This is a genomic window from Sulfuracidifex tepidarius (genome assembly GCF_008326425.1).
GTDB classification, from domain to species: Archaea; Thermoproteota; Thermoprotei_A; order Sulfolobales; family Sulfolobaceae; genus Sulfuracidifex; species Sulfuracidifex tepidarius.
In genome coordinates this window covers 1,093,130-1,115,539 of sequence record NZ_AP018929.1, presented here as the reverse complement: position 1 = coordinate 1,115,539, position 22,410 = coordinate 1,093,130, and the positions used below count along the sequence as shown (strand labels likewise).

At 40.8% G+C, this 22,410-nt stretch carries 31 protein-coding genes, 2 tRNA genes and 1 pseudogene; 21 read left to right on the top strand and 13 right to left on the bottom strand.

From position 1 onward, the window contains the following. The first annotated feature begins 18 nt into the window (after positions 1–18). The gene (locus tag IC007_RS05345; RefSeq protein ID WP_054845594.1) at positions 19–204 is read left to right on the top strand and encodes a hypothetical protein; all 186 of its coding nucleotides are present in this window, start codon (positions 19–21) and stop codon (positions 202–204) included. On the opposite strand, the gene IC007_RS05340 is transcribed toward IC007_RS05345, so the two are convergent. The 4 genes from IC007_RS05340 to IC007_RS05320 all read right to left on the bottom strand — a co-directional run bounded on the left by IC007_RS05340 (position 185) and on the right by IC007_RS05320 (position 2,621). Further along, the gene (locus IC007_RS05340) at positions 185–856 is read right to left on the bottom strand and encodes a BUD32 family EKC/KEOPS complex subunit (protein ID WP_054845593.1); all 672 of its coding nucleotides are present in this window, start codon (positions 854–856) and stop codon (positions 185–187) included. The genes IC007_RS05345 and IC007_RS05340 overlap by 20 nt on opposite strands. Before the next feature lie 154 nt (positions 857–1,010). Beyond that, complete coding sequence (locus tag IC007_RS05330) at positions 1,011–1,916, bottom strand: cysteine synthase family protein (RefSeq protein WP_054845592.1); 906 nt, start codon at positions 1,914–1,916, stop codon at positions 1,011–1,013. 58 nt (positions 1,917–1,974) lie between these two features. Continuing rightward, on the bottom strand, positions 1,975–2,211 hold the full coding sequence (locus IC007_RS05325) for a sulfurtransferase TusA family protein (RefSeq protein WP_054845591.1): 237 nt from the start codon (positions 2,209–2,211) through the stop codon (positions 1,975–1,977). After that, positions 2,208–2,621 carry a DsrE family protein gene (locus tag IC007_RS05320; protein WP_054845590.1) on the bottom strand — a complete coding sequence of 138 codons (414 nt, stop codon included), beginning with the start codon at positions 2,619–2,621 and terminating at the stop codon, positions 2,208–2,210. The genes IC007_RS05325 and IC007_RS05320 overlap by 4 nt, the downstream gene beginning before the upstream one ends. A 44-nt stretch (positions 2,622–2,665) precedes the next feature. Between IC007_RS05320 and IC007_RS05315 the strand changes: the two genes are divergently transcribed. Next, positions 2,666–3,655: a DUF711 family protein gene (locus IC007_RS05315; protein ID WP_054845589.1), complete on the top strand. Its 990-nt coding sequence runs from the start codon at positions 2,666–2,668 to the stop codon at positions 3,653–3,655. A 61-nt stretch (positions 3,656–3,716) separates the two neighbouring features. Next, entirely contained in the window at positions 3,717–4,769 is a 1,053-nt protein-coding gene (locus IC007_RS05310; RefSeq protein ID WP_054845588.1) for an AbrB/MazE/SpoVT family DNA-binding domain-containing protein, read from the top strand. On the opposite strand, the gene IC007_RS05305 is transcribed toward IC007_RS05310, so the two are convergent. After that, a complete protein-coding gene (locus IC007_RS05305) occupies positions 4,766–5,929 on the bottom strand; it encodes a nicotinate phosphoribosyltransferase (protein WP_149528461.1) in 1,164 nt (387 codons plus the stop codon). The two genes, IC007_RS05310 and IC007_RS05305, sit on opposite strands and share 4 nt — an antisense overlap. A gap of 65 nt (positions 5,930–5,994) precedes the next feature. Here IC007_RS05305 and IC007_RS05300 point away from each other — a divergent pair, with 65 nt between their 5' ends. The 16 genes and pseudogenes from IC007_RS05300 to IC007_RS05225 all read left to right on the top strand — a co-directional run bounded on the left by IC007_RS05300 (position 5,995) and on the right by IC007_RS05225 (position 16,456). Next, positions 5,995–6,456, top strand: a complete 462-nt coding sequence (locus tag IC007_RS05300) for a 30S ribosomal protein S19e (protein WP_054845586.1) — start codon at positions 5,995–5,997, stop codon at positions 6,454–6,456. 29 nt (positions 6,457–6,485) lie between these two features. Beyond that, the gene (locus tag IC007_RS05295) at positions 6,486–6,818 is read left to right on the top strand and encodes a DNA-binding protein (RefSeq protein WP_370685231.1); all 333 of its coding nucleotides are present in this window, start codon (positions 6,486–6,488) and stop codon (positions 6,816–6,818) included. Beyond that, the gene (locus IC007_RS05290) at positions 6,805–6,960 is read left to right on the top strand and encodes a 50S ribosomal protein L39e (RefSeq protein WP_054845584.1); all 156 of its coding nucleotides are present in this window, start codon (positions 6,805–6,807) and stop codon (positions 6,958–6,960) included. Before IC007_RS05295 ends, IC007_RS05290 begins: the two co-directional genes overlap by 14 nt. A gap of 3 nt (positions 6,961–6,963) precedes the next feature. Beyond that, entirely contained in the window at positions 6,964–7,230 is a 267-nt protein-coding gene (locus tag IC007_RS05285; protein WP_054845583.1) for a 50S ribosomal protein L31e, read from the top strand. Further along, the gene (locus IC007_RS05280; protein WP_054845582.1) at positions 7,227–7,898 is read left to right on the top strand and encodes a translation initiation factor IF-6; all 672 of its coding nucleotides are present in this window, start codon (positions 7,227–7,229) and stop codon (positions 7,896–7,898) included. The genes IC007_RS05285 and IC007_RS05280 overlap by 4 nt, the downstream gene beginning before the upstream one ends. Before the next feature lies 1 nt (position 7,899). Beyond that, the gene (gene rpl18a, locus IC007_RS05275; RefSeq protein WP_054845581.1) at positions 7,900–8,160 is read left to right on the top strand and encodes a 50S ribosomal protein L18Ae; all 261 of its coding nucleotides are present in this window, start codon (positions 7,900–7,902) and stop codon (positions 8,158–8,160) included. A gap of 14 nt (positions 8,161–8,174) precedes the next feature. Further along, positions 8,175–8,606, top strand: a complete 432-nt coding sequence (gene pfdA / locus IC007_RS05270; protein WP_084739665.1) for a prefoldin subunit alpha — start codon at positions 8,175–8,177, stop codon at positions 8,604–8,606. A gap of 324 nt (positions 8,607–8,930) precedes the next feature. Then, positions 8,931–9,839 (top strand): signal recognition particle-docking protein FtsY, encoded by a 909-nt coding sequence (ftsY, locus tag IC007_RS05265; RefSeq protein WP_054845579.1) that lies wholly within the window; start codon positions 8,931–8,933, stop codon positions 9,837–9,839. A gap of 90 nt (positions 9,840–9,929) precedes the next feature. After that, positions 9,930–10,115, top strand: a pseudogene (locus IC007_RS13820) (preprotein translocase subunit SecE); the annotation flags it as partial. Positions 10,116–10,119: 4 nt separating this feature from the next. After that, the gene (locus IC007_RS05255; protein ID WP_149528460.1) at positions 10,120–10,578 is read left to right on the top strand and encodes a transcription elongation factor Spt5; all 459 of its coding nucleotides are present in this window, start codon (positions 10,120–10,122) and stop codon (positions 10,576–10,578) included. Between the two features lie 5 nt (positions 10,579–10,583). Then, entirely contained in the window at positions 10,584–11,096 is a 513-nt protein-coding gene (locus tag IC007_RS05250; RefSeq protein ID WP_054845577.1) for a 50S ribosomal protein L11, read from the top strand. Next, entirely contained in the window at positions 11,093–11,752 is a 660-nt protein-coding gene (locus IC007_RS05245; protein WP_054845576.1) for a 50S ribosomal protein L1, read from the top strand. Before IC007_RS05250 ends, IC007_RS05245 begins: the two co-directional genes overlap by 4 nt. Before the next feature lie 6 nt (positions 11,753–11,758). After that, positions 11,759–12,757, top strand: a complete 999-nt coding sequence (locus IC007_RS05240) for a 50S ribosomal protein L10 (protein WP_054845575.1) — start codon at positions 11,759–11,761, stop codon at positions 12,755–12,757. A gap of 43 nt (positions 12,758–12,800) precedes the next feature. Continuing rightward, the gene (rpl12p, locus tag IC007_RS05235; RefSeq protein ID WP_054845574.1) at positions 12,801–13,112 is read left to right on the top strand and encodes a 50S ribosomal protein P1; all 312 of its coding nucleotides are present in this window, start codon (positions 12,801–12,803) and stop codon (positions 13,110–13,112) included. Between the two features lie 46 nt (positions 13,113–13,158). Next, a complete protein-coding gene (alaS, locus tag IC007_RS05230; protein WP_149528459.1) occupies positions 13,159–15,840 on the top strand; it encodes an alanine--tRNA ligase in 2,682 nt (893 codons plus the stop codon). Next, positions 15,812–16,456, top strand: a complete 645-nt coding sequence (locus IC007_RS05225) for a DUF434 domain-containing protein (protein ID WP_054845573.1) — start codon at positions 15,812–15,814, stop codon at positions 16,454–16,456. Before alaS ends, IC007_RS05225 begins: the two co-directional genes overlap by 29 nt. 320 nt (positions 16,457–16,776) lie before the next feature. On the opposite strand, the gene IC007_RS05220 is transcribed toward IC007_RS05225, so the two are convergent. After that, a tRNA-Arg gene (locus IC007_RS05220) sits at positions 16,777–16,854 on the bottom strand. Between the two features lie 170 nt (positions 16,855–17,024). Between IC007_RS05220 and IC007_RS05215 the strand changes: the two genes are divergently transcribed. Beyond that, on the top strand, positions 17,025–17,585 hold the full coding sequence (locus IC007_RS05215) for an acetate uptake transporter (RefSeq protein WP_149528458.1): 561 nt from the start codon (positions 17,025–17,027) through the stop codon (positions 17,583–17,585). 64 nt (positions 17,586–17,649) lie between these two features. Here IC007_RS05215 and IC007_RS05210 read toward each other — a convergent pair whose 3' ends face one another. Together IC007_RS05210 and IC007_RS05205 are read right to left on the bottom strand one after the other, a co-directional pair. Next, the gene (locus IC007_RS05210) at positions 17,650–18,036 is read right to left on the bottom strand and encodes a HEPN domain-containing protein (RefSeq protein ID WP_054845571.1); all 387 of its coding nucleotides are present in this window, start codon (positions 18,034–18,036) and stop codon (positions 17,650–17,652) included. A 38-nt stretch (positions 18,037–18,074) separates the two neighbouring features. Continuing rightward, a complete protein-coding gene (locus tag IC007_RS05205) occupies positions 18,075–18,425 on the bottom strand; it encodes a DsrE family protein (RefSeq protein WP_054845570.1) in 351 nt (116 codons plus the stop codon). A gap of 112 nt (positions 18,426–18,537) precedes the next feature. On the opposite strand from IC007_RS05205, the gene IC007_RS05200 reads away from it, so the two are divergent. Continuing rightward, positions 18,538–18,631, top strand: a tRNA-Leu gene (locus IC007_RS05200). A 205-nt stretch (positions 18,632–18,836) separates the two neighbouring features. Here the strand turns inward: IC007_RS05200 and lysS are convergent. The 5 genes from lysS to IC007_RS05175 all read right to left on the bottom strand — a co-directional run bounded on the left by lysS (position 18,837) and on the right by IC007_RS05175 (position 22,378). Continuing rightward, positions 18,837–20,222 (bottom strand): homocitrate synthase, encoded by a 1,386-nt coding sequence (gene lysS / locus IC007_RS05195; RefSeq protein ID WP_173569915.1) that lies wholly within the window; start codon positions 20,220–20,222, stop codon positions 18,837–18,839. A 60-nt stretch (positions 20,223–20,282) separates the two neighbouring features. Continuing rightward, positions 20,283–20,558 carry a hypothetical protein gene (locus tag IC007_RS05190; RefSeq protein ID WP_054845568.1) on the bottom strand — a complete coding sequence of 92 codons (276 nt, stop codon included), beginning with the start codon at positions 20,556–20,558 and terminating at the stop codon, positions 20,283–20,285. 5 nt (positions 20,559–20,563) lie between these two features. Continuing rightward, positions 20,564–21,259 carry a UMP kinase gene (pyrH, locus tag IC007_RS05185; RefSeq protein ID WP_149528457.1) on the bottom strand — a complete coding sequence of 232 codons (696 nt, stop codon included), beginning with the start codon at positions 21,257–21,259 and terminating at the stop codon, positions 20,564–20,566. Between the two features lie 31 nt (positions 21,260–21,290). Beyond that, entirely contained in the window at positions 21,291–21,470 is a 180-nt protein-coding gene (locus tag IC007_RS05180) for a chromatin protein Cren7 (protein WP_054845567.1), read from the bottom strand. A 104-nt stretch (positions 21,471–21,574) separates the two neighbouring features. Next, positions 21,575–22,378: an SDR family oxidoreductase gene (locus IC007_RS05175; RefSeq protein WP_054845566.1), complete on the bottom strand. Its 804-nt coding sequence runs from the start codon at positions 22,376–22,378 to the stop codon at positions 21,575–21,577. Positions 22,379–22,410 lie beyond the last annotated feature (32 nt).

Genomic DNA, 22,410 nt, shown 5'->3' with positions numbered 1-22,410 from the left:
CTAGTTAAAAATCACGCTATGGACGAAGTTGATTGCCCAAGGTGCAGAGTGAAAATGGAGTTCTTAGTAGAAGCTGAGCTAGGTGACTCCAGTAAGACTATAAAATATTTTTATAAATGCCCTGCTTGCGGCGCCAGAGTACTCGACCAAGAAGTTAGAACCAGAAAAGATAACGAGAAGGTAATCATAGAAACTCTGCGCTAATCTTCTTGATTTCAATTAAATGGAGTGGAGAAAACAGAGCCAACAAAGGTACGTTTTTTATATCAGTAATTTTCATGGCTATTTCGCCATCGATTCCGTATCCTGTGACGAAAGACCTTATACAGTCCCTGTAATCTTTGACCTCGTTGACGAAGGCGAAACTAGAGAAGAGGAAGAAGACCAGAATATCCCATGCTATATAGTCCTTTGATGAGCTCCTTATTGCCTGTTCAGCGTCTATTACAAATACCTTGTCTTCCTTTATCATGAAATTTGATAACTTAGTATCTCCCATGACGAAACCGGCTTCATGTATTTTCCTTAAAGCATTACCAATTAATTCGAAGCTTTTCCTATCCTTATCAACTTCCTTACCATCTATAAATTCTCTAAATAAGCATACACGATCGTAATCCATGTCAATAATCTTAGGTACTCCAATGTCCTTCCATCTAAAAGTGAAGAACTCGATCTCTCTTCCCATTCTCTCCAATGGCTGGGAGGCATAAGGAAAAGTATAGAACATCCTAGAAATAAGAAACCATTTTATACCGAAGACTGAAGAATAACACTTTGAGACTATCTTCCTTCCATCTCTATACTCAATCCTAGACTGTGTGTACAGCGACGGCGCTATCTTTATGCTCTTCATTGATGTCAGTTAATATTCTCATCCTTATTAACTCGCCGTCGTCATACACTTCTTCAGGCTTCTTATCCAAAAGATCAGAAATATTAGAGACTTTAGGATAAAAATCTAGAATATCCCCTTTCTTGTTTAAAATTACAATTAGCTCCGACACGAACTATCTGTTGTTATCTTCTGTTTTTAAAATTTGTTCCAGTGTTTCTATGTACTTGAACGCGTCATCAGGAAATATGAGGACAGTGGCTTTCTCATCGTTTACCTTCTCGAAGGCGGATACAGTCGCACCTGCGCTTATCCCTATCAAGATTCCTGTAGAGCGGGCTATCAGCTTCACACCTTTCACCGCCTCCTCTAGCGTTATATCAAGGACCTTATCTATCTTAGCCATGCTCAAGAGGGAGTTATTTGAAAAGTCTTGTCTCTTTAACCCAGGAATTCTAGAGCCCTCAGCAGGCTGAACTCCTATAACCTCTATATGGTCTCCGTATTTTTCCTTGAAGTATTTCGAGATTCCAGCCAAATGTCCTCCAGTTCCCATAGTAGCTATGACTCTCTCCGGTCTTAACCCCTGTGACGATAACTGTTCATCTATTTCTCTAGCAGTTGTATTATAATGTGCAAGAACGTTGACAGGGTTATTAAACTGATCCAAATTTAATGCATTAGCTATAGCAGCATATTGCTTGACTAAAGGTATCAAGTCTACTGTTTTATCTCCAGCCGAAAAGACTTCTGCCCCCAAGAGTTGTGCTAGAAAGGGATATACCCTTGATGCAGTTGATGGAACGAACATAGTGAACGCTATTCCATGAGATGCAGCCATCGATGCCAGCGCTATTCCAGTGTTTCCAGAGGTAGCTTCAACTAGTGATTTAGCCTCCTTTTTCACTGCTTCTTTAAAAAGGAAATATGCAGTTCTATCCTTTATGCTATGACTAAAGGGGTTATAAAACTCCAATTTTCCCCAAACATTCTTACCTATTTTTAACCTTAAGAGAGGGGTTGGCCACATACCCTCTAAAAGATCGATCGAATCCTCAAATACATGAAGATCTCTTGACACAATACGGACCTACCTCGACTTAAAACAATTAACATAGACCATTATATTTATAGCTTTTTCATATGAGTTGCTTCTTAACTAACCTTATTTTAACATTGAATCTGTCACCCTCCTTGTTATAGCCTTCATATTCGTTTCCAGTCTCTTTGCACCATTTCTCAAGTTCCAGAGCCGCTGCTTCCCAATCTGTAGATATCAGGATTTCTTCTTGTTGTCCTTCTGATAACGAGTTCCATTCCTTGAACACATCCATCACGACCATCGGACAAACGCCGTCTGCTTTTATTACTTTCAAAGAGTTACCACCACATCAGATTCCTTAGCTGAGAGTAAAAAAGATATACCGCCGGATAACTTTACATTCTCCATCAAATCCTCCTTACTAATCTTAGCAATTCTCAATCCAGCCTCATCAACGAAAAACTGGACTCCTACGCTCATAGCCCTTTTAAGTAAGGTGTCTATGTCAGTTATCCCCAACTTCTTCATTTGCCTCTTCACGAAAAATCTAGCCAGTCCTCCAATGCTTAGTCTAGTTCTAGCTTTCTTCCCTTTTTCTCCTTCTGCTAATAAAACTACGGCTTGGGATGTAACGAAAACGTCTACTTCCCATCCTAAAGTCCTAGCTTCAGTTGCCATAACAAGTGCATGGTAAAACTTATCCATGCTGTTCTCTGCTTGTAGAATTGTAAGCTTACCTGCCATAGGTAATTAAAGCTCGTCATCAGATTAAAAGATAGATTTCAGAAATGAAAATAAGGGCATTCACTTTCTTCGCAAAAGAGTTATCAGAAGTAGAGAAAGCTGAGACCACATTAGCCGGCATTGAAAGGGAGGATATATGGACCAAGAGAATCTCGTTCCCTCCTACGCCTAAGGATATGACGTTAGATAAAGTTTCCGAGATTCCTTCCATGAAAGACGTGATTTACAGTGTTGCAAGTCTAACTGCAAACGATTCCAGATTGAAAGAAGTGAAGGACATCCTTTCAGTTTCTGATAATTTCTATGTAAACGTCTTGCTTAGAGAGGAGAAAGACATAGAAGCGACGTTAAATCTTGTCTTAAGTCTAGAACCAGAACAAGCAACCAGATTTGGAATCCTCTTTAACGATTGGTTTCTCGTTTCTCCCTATTTTCCAATCTCCACTGCCGACGTAGCTACAAGCTCCTTCGGTCTGGCTCTTCTATATACTGATGAGGCTATGTCAGGGAACATAGTGAAGGTGTTCTCAGCAGCTGATGAAATTGGAAGGGAACTGGAGAAAGAACTTAAAGTGAAATACTTGGGAACTGACCTATCTCTCTCGCCTTGGATGGAGAAAAGTGTAGGAGAGATAATAGAGAAGAGAAGCGATACTATGTTCAATATATCAAACATATGGGCAGTACATGAAATAAACCGTGAAATAACTGAATCTGCTATTCTGTCAAAGGTGAAGCCTTTAGGCTTTTCTGAACTTATGTTACCAGTTGCTGAAGATAACCTGCTGAGGGAAAGGGCAGAAGAGGGAAAATTGACGTTGAAGGAGTTGCTGGAATTGACGTTTGTATGTGCAGCTGGAATTGACATGATATCCCTACGTAGAGATAGGAAGACTTTCCTTGACCTGATTAAAGCATTATACTCAATAAGACTCACTAAAATGAGACCAATAGGTATGAGAATAGTACCAAGCAACGGCGAAAAAGTACATGTTAAGGAGTTTGGTGATATTCCTGAAGTTAAAGTAATATAGGCTAAGTTTAAACTACTTTTATATACCTTGTATTTTACTATACATAATAGAGTGGACTTATATGGAAGTCAGAAGAGTTCAGAAGTTTGGCAAATCTACGCTAATGGTATCTTTACCTGCCGACTGGGTAAAAGAAGTCAGCTTGTCTGCAGGGGAAAGCGTCTATTTGGAAGTAGACGAGGACGGGAGCTTAAAGGTTTACCCTCCTAATCTCAAGTCCGAGTCCAACAGCAGGGAAGTGAAAATAACCCTTTCTGGTCAAGTTCAGCCTGAGGTTGTGAGCAGAGCTGTATACTCTCTTTATATCCTAGGTATAGATAAAATAGACATTTCATCAAAGGATGGTATAATTGGAGAAGAGACGATGAGGAAGATAAAGGAAGCATCAAGGAATCTTATTGGGCTAGAAATAATAACGCAGACAGTAGATAGTATTCAGATACAGTCCTTTCTAGACCCGACAAAATACAGCATTAGTAGCTTGATAGCCAGGCTCTCAAATTCCATAAAACAGATGCTTCACTACCTAGACTTAGGCATAAAGGAATCGAGCAGGACGTTCCTGCAAGAAGTGATAGAGCTAGAGAAGGAAATAGACAGGCTCTACTACCTAGCCCTGAGACAGCTCCTGTTAGCCCAGATAAACAGAAGCCTAGCTTACATGATAGGAGTGAAAAGGATTCAGATAATAGGAAACAGGATACTGATCAAATCAATAGAAGAGGCTGCGGATGAGATAAGCGAAGCTGCAAGCGATCTCTTAGCTTTACACCCGGAGGACATGGAAGTCCTTAAGAACTTTTGGAATAAATTAAACATTTTCATAGAGCAGACCGCTGTAGTAATAGATCATACAGTCAAGGTGCTCTCTAAGGAAGACGTCATGTTAATAAATGAGGTAATGGAAGAACTAAGGACGCTAAGGAGAGTGCTCATCGCTGAAGCCTCGGAACTGGAGGATAAAATCATAGAAATAAAGTCACCCATCTTGGTATCTACAGTAAGATCTCTCAATCTAAGGCTCTATAATTCTATAAGGAGGATGGAACCTATAGTGGAAATAGCATTTAATAGGAGCATAGAGAATTTGAAAGAAATCCAATTGAGAGGTTAATTATTCCCATCAGGGTTCATAACTTTGAGCTGTGATATCACCTTCTCCCTTATCTGCATCGGAGATGGGAGCTCGCGAACTAGCTTTCCATCCTTCATGTAAGGCTTCAGTAGAGGTTCACATCCATCTACAGCTTGATCTAGAAGGACTATTTTATCTTCATTTCCACATCTGAACACCTGCTTAGCCCCAGGCCACTTCCCCCTTTTCGTGAAGGGTGTCCATTTTCCTCCTTCGTACTTCTCTACTATGTCAGCACTGAAGTCGATGCTTGGTGGAAAGGCTACGGAAGTACCTATCCCGAAACCATCGACGACGTCGCGAAGCTCCATCACGTCCTTCTCATCCAGACCTCCACTAGCGATTATCTTTACCTTGGTAAAACCATTTATGTCTAAGGTCCATCTTATCTCCTTGATGATCTTCTTGAAGTTACCCCTTCTGCTGGAGGGAGTATCTAACCGTATACCGTAAAGTCTCTCTTTTAATGTGAGGGCTGCCTTCAATGCCTCGTTCCTTTCGTCATCGAAAGTATCTACTAGAACTACCCTGGGAACATCAGGTTCAACGGATTCGTCAAAGGCCTTCCATGCAGTAACGTTGTCCCCCACTGACAGCATGAGTGCGTGGGGCATGGTTCCAGAAGGTCTGATTCCTATGTAGCGTTCGCTCATGAGTCCTGACACTCCATCCATTCCTCCTATATAAGCTGCTCTGTCTGCCATTGGAGCAATGGCTGGATGTAGAGCCCTTAAGCCGAAGAAAGTCATCTGCTTGTCGATTGCCATAGACTTTATTCTAGCTGCTTTAGTTGCTATGCTGCTCTCATGCCTTAGAACGCCAAGTAGGGCAGTCTCTAATTTACCAAAGTCTAAGTAATTTCCCTCAATAATCATAACCGGTTCTATTTCCCTGAAGATTGTACCTTCATCCATCGCATAAACTGTAACGTTCCTACCTTCTAATAGCTTCAGGGCTTCCTCGAGACCCGAAAACACTCCCCAAGAATATCCATTTGGAAGTCCGTAACAGTGAAATTCCATTCTCACTCTGATGTCTTTTAAACCAAGATAGGTCAAAGCTCTGAACGTCCTATCAAAGTAGACATCTGTGATATCCCCATTCTTAATCTCCTCTTCTCCCGCAATGTAAAGCTTCATATTTACCTGAAAGTAAGTAATAGGATAATTTTTAAACCTTACATGGTAACTTAGATCGATTTAGAATGATTACTGCAAATATGGTACCTCCTGAAAAATTGATAGAAAAACTCTCAACTTACTTGAAGGAGAACAACATAGTAAACCCTCCAGAATGGAGCATGATAACTAAGACCGCGAGCTTCAAGGAGAGGATACCTGACAATCCGGAAGAATGGTGGTACGTAAGGACTGCATCTGTAATGAGAAGAATGTACATTGATACTTTCCTAGGTGTAGGTAAAAGCAAAGTAGTCTACGGCGGTCCTAAATCTAAGGGAAATAGACCTCCTCATTTCTCCAAGGCTCCCGGGCACTCTACCAGGTTGATCATGCAACAGTTAGAGAAAGCTGGTTTGGTTATCAAGACTAAGAGGGGAAGGATGTTGTCTTCTAAAGGAAGGTCATTAATGGATAGAATCTCATTGGACGCATTTAAGGAACTGGCAGAGTCTAACCCATCCCTTAAAGTATATATGGAGGGGTGACATGTACGTCTGATTACGACGACGAAGAGCTGAATGAGCTCCTAAGTAAAAGAGCAGCGGAGGAACAGAGGAGAGCAGAATCAGAAAAGAGGAAACAAAGTGAAATTGAGTCACAAAGAGAGGCTGCACTACGGGCTATCCTAACTCCAGAAGCTAGACAGAGGCTATCCAACATAAAACTAGTGAAGCCTGATTTCGCAAATTCCTTGAGTGACCAGCTCATCATGTTGGCACAAAGCGGTAGAATAAGAGTTCCCATAACTGACGACGACCTAAAGGCAATACTGAGCCAACTCACAGAACAAAACAGAAGAGATTTTAAGATACAAATCAGAGAGAGGGGATGGAATGAGCACGCATAAAAATTTGGGCAAAAAGCTCAGACTAGGAAAGGCAATGAAGAACAATGAGAGCGTACCAGTATGGGTCATATTGAGAACTAACGGAAAATATAAGTACAACTTAATGAGAAGAGACTGGAGAAGAAACGACCTAAAGGTGTAATAAATGAAGGAGAAGGATAATTTCGAGATGGTAATAAACCTTAGAAGAGCAGTAATGGGAAAAAGGAACGTCAGGAGCAGAAGGGCAATGCATATAATAAGAGATACTGTAGCTAGGCATTTTAACGCTGAGAGGGTAGTTCTCGATCCGATACTGAACCAAGTAGTCTCTATAAATGGAAGGGAAAAAATACAGAACAGAGTCACGATAGCAGTAACTAAAATTGGAGAAAAAACATTTCTAGTAAGACCCGTAATCAAGAGTGAATGAATCTGCAGAGAACAAGCATATTTGGGTCAGATAATATAGGAATTTATATTTTTACAAATAACAAATATTCTCTAGTTCCACGTGGTACCGACAAGAAACTGATTGAGGCCATAAACGAAAACCTAGAAACTGAAGTGATAGAAACTCAGATATCTGGAACTTTCTTGTTGGGTGTTTTCATAGCTGGAAATGACAACGTTATTCTGCTTCCCAAGACATCAACGGACGAAGAGGTGTCCTTCTTGAAGAAAGAGTTGAAAGACTGCAGGGTCGAGGTTTTCGATTCTAGGGTAACCGCTTTCGGAAATACGATTTTAATTAATAACAAGGGTGCTATTGTATACCCAGACTTTACAGATACTGAAGTGAAGTTCCTCAAGAAAATAACTGGCATTGATGATGTAGAGAAAGGTTCAATAGCCAACATAGTGAGCGTCGGCGCGGTAGGTGCAGTAAACGATAAGGGAGGGCTAGTTCATATAGATGCAACAGAAGATGATATAAAAAGACTTGAAAGGGTTTTTAAGGTGAATTTTGATATAGGTACAATAAATTTTGGAAATACTTTCATAAAAAGCGGTTTAGTGTTAAACAATAAAGGAATACTTATAGGTTCGAGTACAACTGGACCAGAGATTTTAAGAATACAAAAAGCATTTGGTGATTGAAATGTCAGAAATAAAAACATTTCTGGTAAAGGGCATAGCTCTATTTGGAGAATCTCATTATCCAGTAAGGCAAAAGTTCGTTAAGTATGTGAGAGCATTAAGCGAGAATCAAGCAAAGGAAATAATATATTCAAACTTTGGCAGTAAGAACAAGATAAAGAGGAAGAACATTAAAATAGAAGAGATAAAGGAAGTAGATCCAAATTCTATAAATGATAAGAGAATAAAGGATCTTATGCAATTAGATCATATAGTAATCTAAAAAGGTGACTAATAATGGCAGATCAGAATAGAGAGATGCAAGTCTCCTTGGAGGACTTGTTAGCACAAGCAGATTATCTAAAAAGATACATTGATATGCTACAAAAATCTATAGCTGACCTAACAGATTCACTTGCGTCTATAGAATCGGCGAAGCAGTTTTTAGATAACATCAATGAAAAAGGGGATCAATTGATTACGGTGGACAGGAAAGGCTTCCTACTGATTAAAGGTGAAGTTAAGGACAACTCAAAGGTAACTTTGAATATAGGTCTAGGATACTATGCAGAAGTTTCTCCAGATCACGCAAAGAAGTTCCTTGACAGTAGGAAGGACGAGGTCAATAAAGCTCTTCAAGGTATGATAGCGGAAAGGGATAAGGCTGCTACTGCCTACTATCAGATAGCCGAGATTCTTGAAAGGGCGCAGGCAGAACAGCCAAGGTGATTCTCCTGTTTCGATAAATTAAAAAAAGCTTTTTCTAATTTTGTAGGAAAGTTCAAGGAAGAACCTGAAAAACCTCAGGAGACACCCCAAAATCAAGCAGTTTCCCAATCACCTCGAGAAAAGGAAGCTCCAAAAGTTGAGGAAAAAACCTCAATTGAAGAAGAAAGCCATATTGAATTAGATAATGTATCAAGAAACGAGCAGAAAGATCTTCCCAAGGAGGTAAGCAAGGAGGTCCCGCAAACAACGGAACAGCCCAACCCTTCAACGCAGAATTCCACAGAAGTTAAAGCGGGAGATAACGAAGTCGAGAAAGAGACCAGCATAACTGGAACCGAAAGAAAGGACGAAAAGAAAAGGACGGGATTTTTCGATATCTTTAGATATAAAGAGATAAAAGAAAAGGACGTAGAGGACCTAATAGAGGAGCTCCGGTATCAGCTATTAGAAAGCGACGTAACATACGAGGTAACCGAGAAATTGCTTGATGATATAAAGAAAGCTATAGTCGGGAAGAAAATAAGGCGAAGTGAAGATCTGGAGCAAACAGTTATGGATACACTAAAAAAATCTATAGAAGAAATTTTAACAAAAAATGAAAATATAGATATAATAAAAATAATAAAAGAGTCTCAAAGGCCTTTCGTTATAGTTTTCTTCGGTGTCAATGGTGTAGGAAAAACCACAACAATAGCGAAGTTCATTTACATGCTGAAGAAGAACGGATTAACGTGCATAGTATCAGCCTCTGACACTTTCAGGGCCGCCGCCCAAGAACAACTTGCGATACACGCACAGAAACTCGAAGTACCTATGGTTAAGGGAAAATATGGTGGCGACCCTGCTGCAGTGGCTTTCGATGCGATCCAATCAGCTAAGAGTAGAAACATAGACGTAGTCCTTGTCGACACAGCAGGAAGAATGAATACTGATGCAGACCTAACCAATGAACTGAGAAGAGTTATGAAGATAGCTAAGCCTAATTTTAAGATATTGGTTTTGGACTCGTTGGGAGGGAACGACACGCTTGAACAAGCTAAGTATTTTGAGAACGCTATTGGTTTCGATGCTGTGATACTTACGAAAGTGGACGCTGACGCTAAAGGAGGAGTTGTCCTTTCCTTAGCTTACGAGCTAAAGAAACCTGTTATATTCCTGGGTGTAGGTCAGGAATACGAGAACTTAGAGCCTTTCTCAGCTCAGTGGTTCATCGATAGGCTATTCAGTAGTTAAACTAATATTCTATAATTCAGTATCCTTTACTATATGTCAAGTAAATCTACGCCAAAAAGCAAACAGAACGCAGGCTCAAAAGGCAAGGGTAGCAGCAACTTTGTCGTAGCATGGTTTCAGCATAGAAGGGAAGATTGGAACAGAATAATTACAGTAGCAAAGAAACCTGATAAAGAAACTTACAAGTTCAACCTGAGAATTACAGGTTTAATTATATTGGTTGTTGGGTTGTTAGCTTTCGCTATACAAGCAATAATGGCCTACGTTGTAGGGTGAGTCAATGGAAAGGCCCAAGATGAGAAACTACTATGCAGTCAAGGTCACTGGAGGCCAGGAAATCAACGTGGCCCTCATGTTAGAAGAGAGAATAAAGACCAACAACTTGTCTGAAATATATTCTATTTTGGTGCCACACTCTCTAAAAGGATACATCGTTATTGAGGCTGGAGGTCCTCATATAGTGAAATTGTTGATAAATGGAATCAGGAACGTAAAGGGATTAGCGCAGGGCCTTTTAAATAAGAACGATGTAGCTAAGATGATTTCCTCTAATTTGGTAAAGGTTAAACTAGAAAAGGATCAGATGGTAGAGATTAATTCCGGACCGTTCAGAGGAATGCAGGCACAAGTTGTAAGGGTAGAGGAGGAGAAAGGAGAGGTAGTGTTAAATATTCTAGAATCTGCTTTTCCTTTGACAGTAACCGTGCCCATAGATCAAGTTAAAGTTTTAAAGAGGTGAAAAATGTGCCCACTAAAACCATAAAGATTATGGTAGAAGGAGGAAATGCGAAGCCAGCCCCACCGTTGGCTCCAGCTCTATCTCAACTTAAGCTTAACGTTGGAGAAGTAGTAAAGAAAATTAATGAGGCAACAGCCCAGTTTAAAGGAATGAGCGTCCCAGTCAGCGTAGAAGTTGATACTAATACAAAGAAATATACAGTATCTGTAGGAATTCCTACAACTACCGCTTTACTGTTGAAGGAAGCGGGTGCTAATGAACCTTCCGGAGACACAGCCCATAAGAAGATAGGTAACGTGAGCATTGAGAGTATAGCGAAGGTTGCGTTAATGAAGAAGCCATCCATGACATGCAAGAGCGTCAAGAGTGCCGTGAAGAGCTTGTTGGGTTCAGCCCACGAAATAGGGATCACAGTTGACGGAAGAGATCCAAAGGAGATGGTAAAGGAAGTTGATGAAGGAAAGTTTGATGAAGTGTTAAATAAGTATGAAGAAAAGTGGAATGGTGAAACTCAATGATAGTCGCGAAAGAGAAACTGGCAGAAGCTATAGGCAAAGCTTTGGAAGAGGAAAACAAAACTAAAAGAGAATTTAAACAGAGCGTTGATATGATAGTTACTTTCAGAGACGTTGACATGAAGAGAGGAGACATAAAACTAAGAGAAGTAGTAAGTTTACCTAAACCACCGTCAAAAGAAAGGAAGGTTTTAGTTGTTCCCACTTTCGAGCAAACAGAATATACAAAGAAAGCAGAACCTAACCTACTTTTGCCTAAGGACGAACTACAGAAGCTCCAAGGAAATAAGAGGGCAATTAAGAAAATAGCAACGCAAAACGATTGGTTCCTGATTGCTCCTGATTCCATGGCATTAGCCGGGCGTATACTTGGACCGGCTCTAGGTCCAAGAGGGAAGTTTCCTACTCCCCTACCTGGTGCAGCTGACGTAACTGAGTACGTAAACAGATACAAGAGATCCACTTTGCTGAAAACTAAGGATCAACCTCACGCGCAAGCCCTCATAGGATTGGAAGATCAGAAACCCGACGACTTAGCAGAGAACTCTTTGGCTGTGTTAAGTGTGATAGAAACTAAAGTCTCCAACGCCTTATCGAAAGTAGGAAATATTTATATAAAGACCACCATGGGTAAGCCAATTAAAGTAAGCACAAGGTGATGACAAATGGCAATGGAAGTACAAGAAAAGAAAATAGCAAAGTGGAAGATAGATGAAGTAGAGGAACTCACTGAAGAACTAAAGAGAAACAAGACCATAATTATAGCCAGCTTAGAGGGGTTCCCTGCAGACAAACTTCACGAAATAAGGAAACAGTTGAGAGGAAAAGCAACAGTAAGGGTTACCAAGAATTCCTTATTTGGAATCGCAGCTAAGAACGCTGGTATAGACGTAAGCAAGTTAGAGAAATACCTTACTGGACCAAATATTTTCATTTTGACTAATGACAATCCATTTACTTTCTCTATATTCTTCGATAAATTTAAGTTAAAGAGGTTCGCTAAAGCCGGAGACATAGCAGAAGAGGAAGTTATGATACCAGCAGGAGATACAGGATTTGCAGCGGGTCCTGTGTTAAGCACCTTCGGAAAGCTCAAGATAAAGACGAGAGTGCAAGAAGGGAAAATATTCGTAGCTGAAGATACTGTAATAGCTAAGCCGGGTTCCAAGATACCCGATGACGCAATTCCGATACTCCAGAAATTAGGCATAATGCCAGTCTACATCAAGTTAAGCCTAAAGAGCGCTTACTATGAAGGGTTACTAATACCTGCAGAGGAGATGAAGATAGACCTAAATGAATATACTAACAACATAGCCAAAGCCTACCAGGAATCAATGGCAGTAGCTGTGGAGATAGCATACCCAGTTCCAGAAGTATTGAAACTGACATTAGGAAAAGCTTACAGGAACGCAATGGCTTTAGCGGCAGAGAGCGGCTATGTAACGTCAGAGACTGCAGAACAAGTATTCTCCAGAGCTATGGCAAAGGCATATGCATTAGCTTCAGCACTAGAAGGGAAAGTTGATCTGGGAATAAACGTTCCAAAGGCTCCTGCACAAGCACCAGCAGAGGAGAAGAAAGAGGAGAAGAAGGAAGAAGAGGAGAAGAAGGGACCAAGCGAGGAGGAAATAGGAGGTAGCATTTCCTCCTTGTTTGGGTAAGCTTAAATATCACATGTAACAACTTCATAAGAGTGAAATAGGTATGGAATACATATACGCTAGTTTGCTTCTCCACGCTTCAAAGAAAGAAATATCAGAAGATAACCTAAAGGCAGTACTAACAGCCGCAGGAATACAAGTTGATGATGTAAGGGTCAAGGCAGTAGCTGCAGCATTGAAAGAAGTGAATATAGAGGAAGTCCTGAAGAATGCTTCTACGATGCAAGTTGCAGCTGTAGCAGCTCCTGCACAAGCACCAGCAGAGGAGAAGAAAGAGGAGAAGAAGGAAGAAGAGGAGAAGAAGGGACCAAGCGAGGAGGAAATCGCTGGAGGTCTGGCTTCCCTCTTCGGATAAAGTGAAGCCAAAAATTCTTTAACCATCTCCGTTCTTTTCTTTTCTAATGCAAATCAGTGAAAGCGAGTATTCTCTCAATTTTTTCAAAGAAAGAGATTATCTTAGAAGAACTTGTAAGTCGTGTAAGACTCCATTCTGGAGTAAGGATAAGACAAAGGAAGTATGCTCAGACATTCCTTGTACGGACTATTATTTCTTTGATATACCTATAAAGAGTAAACCCCTGTCTGTACGAGAAGCAAGGGAGAAGTTTATATCATTCTTTCAAAGAAATGGCCATACACCAATCAAGCCGAAGCCAGTCCTGGCCAGATGGAGAGAGGACTTATATCTAACCATAGCGAGCATAGTGGATTTTCAACCTCACGTCACAAGCGGGCTAGTTCCTCCTCCTGCTAACCCTCTAGTAGTGAGTCAGCCAGCGATAAGGTTGGAAGATATAGACAACGTAGGAGTAACGTTCGGAAGGCATTTGACCACGTTTGAAATGGCTGCACATCACGCTTTCAATTATCCCGATAAAGAAATCTATTGGAAGGAGAAAACTGTAGAGTTGGCAACCAGGTTCTTTACAGAGGAAATGGGGATACCTGAGGAGGAACTGAACTTTAAGGAATCTTGGTGGGAAGGAGGAGGTAACGCAGGACCGTGTTTGGAAGTAACAGTGGGAGGATTAGAACTTGCAACCTTGGTATTCATGCAATATAAGAAAGAAGAAAACGGTAAATATTCTCCCTTATCCCTCAGAATAGTCGACACTGGATACGGAGTTGAGAGACTGGCATGGGTAACTCAGAAGACCCCAACGGCTTTCCATGCAATTTATGGAGACCTAGTTTACAAGTTCTTCAAGAGAATAGGAGTCGATTACGTAGATGAAACCATGTTCAAGGAGGCTTCAAGACTTGCAGGAAAGATAGATCCTGATAACCCTGAAACAATAAAGAAACATAGGGAAGCTGTAGCAAAAGAAATAGGAGAAGACGTCAAAGTAGTAGACGAGGAGCTCACTAGAGCTGCTAGGGTATTCCAACTCCTTGATCACTCCAAAACCGTCGCATTGATGTTAGGAGATGGTTTAGTACCGTCTAACTCAGGAGAAGGTTATCTAGGTAGGCTAGTTATGAGGAGAGCTATGAGAGTAGCTAAGTTACTGAGATCCGACATCAGGTTCTACGAGCTAGTTCGGGAGCAAATAAACTTCTGGGGAGAGGACTTCCCGCAACTCATCAAGAACAAGGACTATATCCTTGACGTAGTAGAAAACGAACAGAACAAGTTTGAGGAACTTTACTCTAAGGTTCCCTCAATAGCATCAAGCTTGTCCAAGAAAGGCGTGTCCACAGAAGATTTGATTCAGATCTACGACTCCAACGGGGTTCCTCCAGATATGCTTTCCGAGGAGTTGAAAAAGAGAGGCGTTGAAATCCAGATCCCAGATAACTTCTATGCACTCGTAGCCAGGAGGCATCAGTCTGCACCGATAAAAGGAAAAGAGAAAGCCAAGCTTCCCACCGAAGTCGTGAAAGAGGTAAGGGGATTACAAGCTACAGAGAAGCTGTACTATCAGGACCAGTACCAAAGGGAATTTGAGGGAAGAGTAGTCAAGGTAATTAACGGAAAATATGTAGTCTTAGACAGAACTACTTTCTACCCAGAAGGAGGAGGACAGATAGGAGATAGAGGTACGTTATACCTACCTGAAGGTGAAGTGCATGTCATTGACACCCAGAAAGTTGGAGACGTAATAGTCCACATTTTGGATAGAGAGGTCAAAATACAGGAGGGAACCTCAGTCAAGGGTACAATAGATTGGGAGTCCAGGTTTAGAACAATGAGACACCACACGGTGACCCATGTGATTCTAGCGTCAGCTAAGAAATTACTGGGAGAACATGTATGGCAAGCCGGAGCTGAGAAAACTCCTGAGAAAGGTAGGCTTGACATAACTCACCACAAGATGCTCACGGCAGACCAAGTAAGGGAAATAGAGGCTATGTCTAACCACATAATAAATGACCACAGGGAGGTTAAGGCAATACACTTGAGCAGAACCGAAGCCGAGACTAAATACGGTGACTCTATATACGAAGGTGGAGTTCCGAACACCCCAACTGTTAGGTTACTGGAAATTAAAGGATGGGACGTGGAGGGATGTGGAGGGACTCATGTCAGAAACACCTCAGAGATAGGAGGTGTGAAAATCGTTAAAGCTGAAAAGATCCAAGATGGTGTAATAAGGCTAGAATACGTCGCCGGAGACAGAGTTTCAGAATATGCAAATAGGCTTGAGGATTCACTAAATAGGGTTGCAAAAATGGTAGACACAGCACCAGAGCAGTTAGAGGGGAGAATGTCACGTTTGATAGAGGAGAGAGCCAAGCTTGAGACTGCGCTTCAAGAATACAGGAGAATGTACATAAAGGAAATAGTAGAGAGAACGGAACCAGAGAAAATAGGTGACGTCTATCTGTATGTTTTCACCCCCATAGACCAGGAGATAACCAAGGATATCATGAAGTACTTCACTTCTGGGAAGAAGAGTATAGCGTTAGCAATTCTGGGGAATAGGGTGGAAATAGCTAGCTCTGCTGATATAGATCTACAAAATGTTATAAATGAACTGAGAAAAGCCGGCGCTAAGGGAGGAGGTAAGGGAACCTTTGCAAGCTTCTCTATCAAAGAGAGCGGAAGCGTAGTTGACATCATCAGAAAGTCGCTTAAATGAAGCGATCCAAGATTACAAGTTCCTCCTAAATAGAGGTTACAGCAGACAAGTATCCTTATACGTCTTAACTTCGAGATACCTACTCTCTGAGGAGGAAAGGCTAATCCTATATAGATGTGTCCATAGTGACCAAGAGATCGCCAGGATAAAGAAGAGAGAAGAAGAGAGCAAAAACGATTCATTCAAGAAGGTATTGGTAGATGGATTTAACTTAGCTTTTTCTGTGATTTCTCTTTCGTTCGGTGAAGCGTATACTTGCGACGACGGTTATATAAGAGACGTAGGAATGGGTAAATTCAAGAAAGAGAAGAACCTAATCATCTCCGCATTAACTATTTTAAACGAACTTTGTTTCTCAATGAACAAAGAATGTACTTTCGTGCTGGATGCACAGGTCAGCAAAAGCGGAGAGATAGCCAAACACATGCAAGTCGTAGGAGCTAGAACTGTCCTATCTAAGACTGTTGATTCATTTTTGATAAATTCTGACAGCTTAGTGGCTTCAAACGATTTCCTCATTTTGATGAAAGCGAAAAGGATTATCAATCTACTTTCTGAAAGCACGAATCTAGCAAAGCACGTGATAGACATTAACTCAATTAAATTCCACATATAATTATCTTGGCGTGAGCTGAGAGGAAGGTCTCGCGATAAAGATGAACTTCAGGAGGAGTTCCGTGCAATATTCTGCTCATAGCAACTACCAGCTTAGTAATTCCCATCTGGAAGCCTTAAAGTGATGTCAATACGATACGTCTCTCCGTCAGTTCCGGTTTAGACATTGTCTATCTCATATTAGATCTTCTAGGTCGAACAAACTTAAGAGCTTCTATTTGTCGGCAAAAAGAATGAAACAGGAACTAATGTGATGGATGGTTCGTACTTTAGCCTTCACTGTATAAAAACACATGCCACTTCAAATCTGAAAACATAAGGTGGCGGACCCGGGGGGATTTGAACCCCCGACCCTCGACTTAGGAGGCCGGCGCTCTGTCCTAGCTGAGCTACGGGTCCACGCTAGGACTAATTACTCTTTAGATGTGTCTATTTTTATTTCTTTTGCATGTTCGATAGAACACTTCAGCAAGAAAACATAACGGAAAAGAGCGAGAGTATTATTTATTTTTAAAATTAAGCTATTTACACTCAATTATAAACTTTTTAAAGTTTCTTATGAAGGAACTATCATGAGTCAAAACAAACCTAATCCTGGCCCTCTAGGGTTGTCTGGGTTCGCCCTAACTACACTAATATTAAGCTTGTATAATGCGGATATCCTCCACGGAAGTCCTTCAAGCGTATTTGGATTAGCTATATTTTATGGAGGTTTAGCTCAAATAATTGCCGGAATTCTGGAACTGAAAGAAGGTAATAACTTCGGCTACGTAGCTTTCTTCACCTACGGTGCGTTTTGGGAATGGTTCTTCTTCACAGCGTCTGGACTTTCTGGTCCAACCCCAGCTTCTGGAATAGGAGCCGTTCTAATAGGCTTCGGTATATTCACTTTTGTGATGTGGATCGCAACTTTCAAATCTAACTTATCCTTATTCTTAACTTTTCTGCTTCTATGGATAACTTTCTTCCTTTTAGGGGCTGGTGCAATAGATAACTCAATAACATTAACTCATGCGGGCGGAATAATTGGCATACTGACTGCAATAGTCGCTTGGTATACTGGGTTAGTACAAATTGTAGCTCCTTCTCTTGGAGTTAAAGCTCCTTTAGGAAGAGCTCCGCTAAGTTAAATCTATTTTCTCTCTTATTTATTTCAATTTATTTTTTATTATCACAATAATTTTTATTTAGGTTCTAATTACATGATCCCAGATCCTTACATAAATTTACGGCATCCTCGTACAAGGTTAGGAACATCTCTGCTTTCTCCTTTGTTATTCCGTCTATAACATCATAATTGAGATACCTCTTTAGGAGAAGAAGTTCTTCCATTTTTTCTTTGTTTCTAGAAAGGAAACTTTTTATTATCTGACTATACTCTGCCCTTCTGCCAATGAAGTTAAGCATAGAATTTACATCCCTAGTGTAAATGTATGACTTTGTCTTATCTCTAACTATCCCTTTTATAAGATAAGGTATACCATAAAATACCATAATTGATGCTTGCTCGTATAGTTTCTGAGATACTAAAAGCCTTGCAGCTTCAAGATAATAAATTCCTTTCTCTATGAGAGGATCCATAAAAGAAACACAAACTAAAAAATACTTAAAATAGACGCTCAGAAGGTTATAGGAGTATAGCCTTCTGATACCTTCTTCACTGTTTCTACTCCTCCCATTACTCCCTTAATTCCGTCAGTGTAAAGCATCTGCTCACTGAGTCCCAAGTTTTTGACTGATACAGTACAGTAAGACAATTCAACTCCTGCTGACTTCAGACCCTCTATCTGCTTTGACATTTGTTGAAAGTACATTGCGTCCTTCATTAAGATCTCCACTCCTCTTCCGAGAAACATCAAAGATACGTCAGCACCTGCATTCTTCTTTGCGCCCATAGCAAAATTTATTCCCATATTTACCCTATTCATATCGTCTTTTCCAGCAGTTAAAATAACGAAGATTTTTGCCATAACGAAAGGTGATTTTTTATCGTTTAAAACGTTTTCTTTATAGAAAGAGGTTTAACTTGATAAAATAGAGAACAAGCTTTTTATGTAATATATCAATAAATCATTTAGGTCAGCGGGAGTGCCCGAGCGGTTAAGGGGGCGGACTCAAGACCCATTGAGAGATCCGCTGGCGAAGGCCATCCGGGGTCCGAATCCCCGCTCCCGCACCTTATAGACTTATGTAAAAATCCATTTTTACGTTGATATATTATTCTGGGCTAAAATATTAAAAATACTACATCTTTCTATAAGAAAACATATAAATCAACTTGCAAGAATAATCAAAGAACTATCAAGATAAAAGGCAAAAATATCATCAATAGTTTATTTTTATCTTTTTTCCTCTTTCTATGCTTTTTTATTACATAATATTCACATCTTCTTTAGAACTAAAGACGTCAAGGTAGATTTGACTCCTTTTACGGATCTTACGTTCTCTATAATTTGATTTAGTTCTACTGTATCATTAGCTTCAACTTTCATCAAAATGTCGTAATCTCCAGATATCTCCATTACCTCCTTTACGCCTTGGAGTACAGAAAGCCTCCTTGTTACAGCTGTAGTATAGACGTTAGATTCACATAAGACCCAAACCAACGACTCAATCTTCTCTGGTGGCCTAGGCTTCAGAACTCTCCCAGTAACTTCTTCGGCTATCTCTAGAAGATCTACGTCCCTAAAGAATTTAGTGTTCTGATTAGCCTTAATCTTTGCGAGAACTTGGTCTATCTCTTGTTCTGAAAGATTTACTCCTAGCTTCTCAAACCTGTCCTTCAAAGCGTGTTTTCCAGTGTACTTGTCGATTACATAATCCCTAGACCTACCGAAGGTCTCCGGAGGCATGAACTCATAGGTTCTCGGGTCGTTAAGTATACCTGCAACATGGATTCCTGCCTTATGCATGAATGCGTAGTCCCCTGTAACGGGGTAGTTCGGAGGCATAGGTATTCCGCTGTACTTCTCCACCAAAGTAGACACTTGTTGTAACCTATCGAGTTTTATCACATCTATCCCGAAATGGTACTTTACAGCTGCTGCTACTTGCTGCAATGGTGTTATCCCAACTCTCTCTCCTAATCCATTAACCGTAGCGTGAATAATTGTAGCCCCGCCCTCCACTGCCGCGAGGGAATTAGCGACCGCAAGTCCCACATCATTATGGGCATGGATGTCAAATTCCACGTTCGGTACCTGGGCTACCAAGTTACTGAACAGCTCTCTAGTCTTGGAAGGATAAAGTATGCCTACTGTATCTGCTATGCCTATCCTATCCGCACCGGCGTCCCTCGCCGTTCTGGCCACTTGAACTAGATAATCGAAGTCTGTCCTTGTAGCGTCTTCAGCGGTGAACCTGACGTTTACACCGTGGCTCTTAGCGTAACTTATCACTTCTGAAATTGTGGAGAGCGCTTCTTCCCTTGTAGCGTGATGCTTCGCCTTAAGGTGGATCTCACTAACTCCGTAAAATATGGCTATTCTATCCACTTCCAGCTCAGCAGCCACTTCTACGTCTCTCTTTACTGCTCTGCTATGCCCTACTATCTCAGACCTTATTTCGCCGTCCTTTCTTAACCTCATTATTCTCTTTATCCCTTCATAGATATCAGGAGAAACTGCCGGGTGACCAGCTTCTATCATCGAGACTCCTACTTCAGACATCGTCTTCGCTATCTCTACTCTCTGATCTACCGTGAAAACTACTCCTGGAGTCTGCTCTCCTTCTCTTAAAGTAGAATCTAGTATGCCTACTTTCATGATAAGTACTACTCATTGACGAGGATTTTAAACGATAACGTAAAAGATAGTTCTAACCTCGTACTACAAAACGGAACTTTTTATCAATTCAGCTACATTCTCAAATCCTAGTTTAGGGCTAAATTTCTCAAGTGCCCTGAATATAACCTCGTATAGCTCCTTGTTCGACTTGATCTCATCTACGTTATTTGCAAAGACATAGATGATCGCTGTCCTTACGTTGTCTGTCTTCTTGAGTTCCTCCTCTATTGAGTCGAGTATTGAAGTGATCCTGGAAACGTCTACCTTACCCTTGTATTTCCTAAGCGTCACAAACTCCTGCTCATCTAAGACTGACATTTACATCACTCTGGAATTACAATAGATCCTATGGCTTTATTCTCTTTGATTAAGCTTGTTAATGCAGAGATGTTCTTGTAATTCATGACTATTACCTGAATCTTTGACCTCTGAATTATCTTCATTGACATGGGATCTAGAAGCTCATATGTTCCAGCCTTAACTGACTGACTGCTCTCTAGAATCTCCCTCAATCTGGAAAGTGTAAGTTCTTTCAACATCACTGCATCAGCGTGATCCCGAGGATCTTTGTCGTATACTCCATCTACGTTCGTAGCTACAACAAGCTTACTTGCGCTAATTGCCTCAGCTACTAGCGCTGCTACAGCAGCAGTAGACTGCCCGGGTTGAAAACCTCCTGTAACTACGACCTTACCTGAGCTCCATTTCTCGACGAAGTCTTCTAGACTATCAGGCACCGCAGGATAAGCTAAATCCCCCAAAGCAAAGGCTATAAGGTTCGCGTTGAGCCTAGAAGCCCATATCCCAAGAAGATCGAGATAGGACTCATTTAACTTCAGTTCCCTTCCTAACTTTATGTATTTCCTTGCGTTACCTCCACCCCCGCTAACTATACCTATTCTATATGATCCAGCTAGGGATGATACAACTTGTCTGAGGAATGAAATGTTAGCTGAAGCGTCATTCTCGTCAAAAAACTTTCCGCTTATTTTTATAACAATAGATGGTCTAAACTCCATCATTAAAATCAAAAATAGGTTATATTAAAGTTTAAACAGGGTAGTCGTCTGGTAGCTTATGCCTGAAATACTTGCCTGATTCTGGATCCTTAAATAACCCTATCTTCACTCCTTTCCTTCCCTTTGGAGCCAAGGTCCACGTCTTCTCAGGTATAAGCTCTGCTTCCTTCCCTCCCGGTGTCCTTACTTTCACTTTCTTACTAGATGCCATCTACAAATCACTGATAGAGATTCTTCAGACACTTTTATAAACGTTTCTATACTTTACGTAATGTCAGATCGCTTTAGTCCTTCAAGGGTAATATTGAAGGATTCCTATAGCACATAAGGAGAAGATCCACCATCAATCAGAATAGATGAACCGGTCACATACCCTCCGTATTCACTCGAAAGGAAAACGAGGAGACTTCCCAAGTCTTTCTCCGGGTCACCTATCCTGCCTACTGCAATAGGAGAGAGAACTTCCCTTTTCCATAACTCATCATAACTTTCGTTCTTGCGCTCAGCTATCCTCTTGAGACTTCTTTCTGCCCCTGGTGTTGGAAAGCTTCCCATGAGGACTGTGTTAACTGTGATCCCATTCCTTCCTTCATCCTTCGAAAGGATCTTCGATAGTTGTATCACTGGAGATCTTGATACATCAGCTAAAGTGAAGTGTGATTGCGGGCTCTTCACAGTCCATGAAGAGAGGAAAAATATCCTTCCATAACGTTGACGTCTCATGAAAGGAAGAAGTCTCTTTAAAATCTGAATTGGACCTTCTAAGTACATGCGGACTGAATATTCCCAGTCTTCCATAGTTGTCTCATCAAAGTAAGAGGGTTCGTTAGTAGGATTCCCGAAGTTGAAGATCAACACGTCTATACCTCCCATCAGGTCTATAATTTGTCTCAGTCCAGCTTCGATTGAGTGGTAATCAGTTAGATCCATCTGCACTCCCCAAACTGAGGGAAAAATCGAACTCTTCAGCTCTGAGACAGTCTTATCCAAATTCTCCTTATTCCTTGAGGAAATTATCACTTTGCATCCCTCTTTGAGGAAAGCTCTTGCTACACCTTTCCCTATCCCGCTGCTTGAGGCAGTAACAAGCACCCTTTTGCCTGATATATCTATTCTCATTAAGAAGAAAAACAAAAATAAGGATTAAAAAA